We start from the raw sequence: 2,120 nt of genomic DNA, 5'->3' as shown, positions 1-2,120 counted from the left end.
GCGGTGGGCCTCGCCGCCGGCCTGGCCGCGCCACCGGTGGGCGTGGCGGCCGGGGTGGGCCTCACGCTGTACTACACCGGGGCCGTGCTCACCGTGGTGCGGGCCCGCCGGTTCCGCCACGTCCCCTTCCCGCTGCTGTACGCGGCTCCGGTGGTCGCCTCGCTGCTTCTCGCGGCGTGACGTGACCTCAGAGCAGGCCGCTCGGGTCGGCCGGAACGTCCGCCGCGTGTTCCCGCAGCCAGTCCAGTTCCACCACCTCCAGCGCCCGCTCGTGCGTCGCGGCCAGCATCACGGGCGGCGCCACCCCCGCCTCGTAGGCCTCCCGCCAGCGAGCGGCGCAGACACACCACCGGTCACCGGGTGAGACACCGGGGAAGCCGTAGTCCGGGATGGGCACGCGGAGCTCGTTGCCCGCCTCGGCTTGCTGTTCGAGGAACTCGCCGGTGGCTACCGCGCACACCGTGTGGTTGCCCAGGTCCTCGGGGCCGGTGTTGCAGCAGCCGTCCCGGTAGAAACCGGTCACCGGCTCCGTACCGCAGGGTTCCAGTGCGCCCCCGACAACATTGCGTTCCGTCGCCATATCCCCAGGGTCTCACTCCGGCGCCTGCCGTGGCACCGGCCAGCCGCGGGGCCTGGTTGGCGCCTGCTCGGTGCCGCGCCGCCAGGCGAAGGCGGGCAGGCCGCGGCGCCTGCCGCGGCGATACCGTCCCGAGTATGACGCTGCTCCTGCCCGAACTTCCCGACCTGCCGGTCCGGCCGTATCTGGGCACGATAGGCGACGCGCTGGACCGCAGCGGAACCGGCGTGCTCGTGGCGCCTCCGGGCACCGGGAAGACCACCCTCGTGCCGCTGGCACTGGCGGCGAGGGGGCTGCGCGTGGTGGTGGCCGAACCCCGCAGGCTCGCGAGCCGGGCCGCCGCCGGCCGCATGGCCGAGCTGATCGGTGAGCGGGTGGGCGAGCGGGTCGGCTACGCCGTGCGGGGCGAGCGGAAGTCGTCGGACCGCACCCTGGTCGAGGTGGTGACCTCCGGACTGCTGGTACGTCGGCTCCAGTCCGATCCCGACCTGCCCGGCGTGGACGCCGTCATCCTGGACGAGTGCCACGAGCGGCACCTGGACGCGGACCTGCTGCTGGCGCTGCTGCTCGACGCGCGCGATGGCCTGCGGCCCGACCTGCGGGTGCTGGCCGCCTCCGCGACCGTGGCCGGCGATCGGCTGGCCAACCTGCTCGCCGACCAGCACCCGGCACCGGTGGTGCGCGTGGACGGCCATGCCCATGCCGTGCGAACCACGCACATCACGCCCGAACGGAAGGAGCCGACCGAGGCGACGGTGGCACGCGCGGTGCGCACCGCCCTGGGCGAGCAACCCGGCGATGTGCTCGCGTTCCTGCCCGGTGCCCCCGAGATCACGCGGACCGCACGGCTGCTGGAGCACGAGCCCGACGTGGACGTGCTGCCGCTGCACGGCAGGCTGCCCGCCCGGGAGCAGGACGCCGCCCTGCGGCCGCGGGCGCGACGCCGGGTCGTGCTGGCCACCGCGGTCGCCGAGTCCAGCCTCACCGTCCCGGGCGTGCGGGCGGTCGTGGACTCGGGGCTGTCCCGCGTGTCCCGGATGGACCACCGGCGCGGCCTGTCCGGCCTGGTCACCGTGCGCTCGCCGCTGGCGATCGCGGAGCAGCGCGCCGGGCGCGCCGGGCGCGAAGGACCGGGCCACGCCTACCGGTGCTGGCCCCAGCACGAACACGGCGGCCTCGCACGGTATCCCGAGCCGGAGATCCACACCGCCGACCTCAGCAGGCTGGCGCTGGAACTGGCGTGCTGGGGCACGCCGGATGGAGAGGCGCTGAGCTGGTGGGACGCCCCGCCGGAGACCCCGGGCCCGGAGCGTGTGCGGGAGCTGCTCGGCCAGGTCGGCGAGCGCGTGAGCGGCCCCTACGGCTCCGGCTACCTGATCTCCACCAGCGCGGCCACCTCGGTGCTGCTCTACGCGATGTACGTCGCGGCCGGGGCGATCTCGGAGGACGAGCTGCGCTGGTACCGCACGTCCGGCAGCAGGCTCGAAGGCCACCCGACACCGCAACTGCCGTGGGTCGACGTGGCCACCGGCTCGCTGGGGCA

Annotated in this window: 3 protein-coding genes; 2 read left to right on the top strand and 1 reads right to left on the bottom strand. The window is 75.0% G+C overall.

From position 1 onward, the window contains the following. On the top strand, positions 1-180 hold a 180-nt coding region (locus SACSA_RS0102365; RefSeq protein ID WP_019813163.1), incomplete at its 5' end, for a DoxX family protein. A 7-nt stretch (positions 181-187) separates the two neighbouring features. Here SACSA_RS0102365 and SACSA_RS0102360 read toward each other — a convergent pair. After that, complete coding sequence (locus SACSA_RS0102360) at positions 188-580, bottom strand: DUF2237 family protein (RefSeq protein ID WP_019813161.1); 393 nt, start codon at positions 578-580, stop codon at positions 188-190. A 134-nt stretch (positions 581-714) separates the two neighbouring features. Between SACSA_RS0102360 and SACSA_RS21175 the strand changes: the two genes are divergently transcribed. After that, a partial coding sequence (locus SACSA_RS21175; RefSeq protein ID WP_269634655.1) for a helicase-related protein occupies positions 715-2,120 on the top strand: 1,406 nt, incomplete at its 3' end.

The organism is Saccharomonospora saliphila YIM 90502, assembly GCF_000383795.1.
GTDB classification, from domain to species: Bacteria; Actinomycetota; Actinomycetes; order Mycobacteriales; family Pseudonocardiaceae; genus Saccharomonospora; species Saccharomonospora saliphila.
The sequence above is the reverse complement of the archived record's forward strand: the minus strand, read 5'-3'. Positions and strand labels throughout refer to the sequence as shown.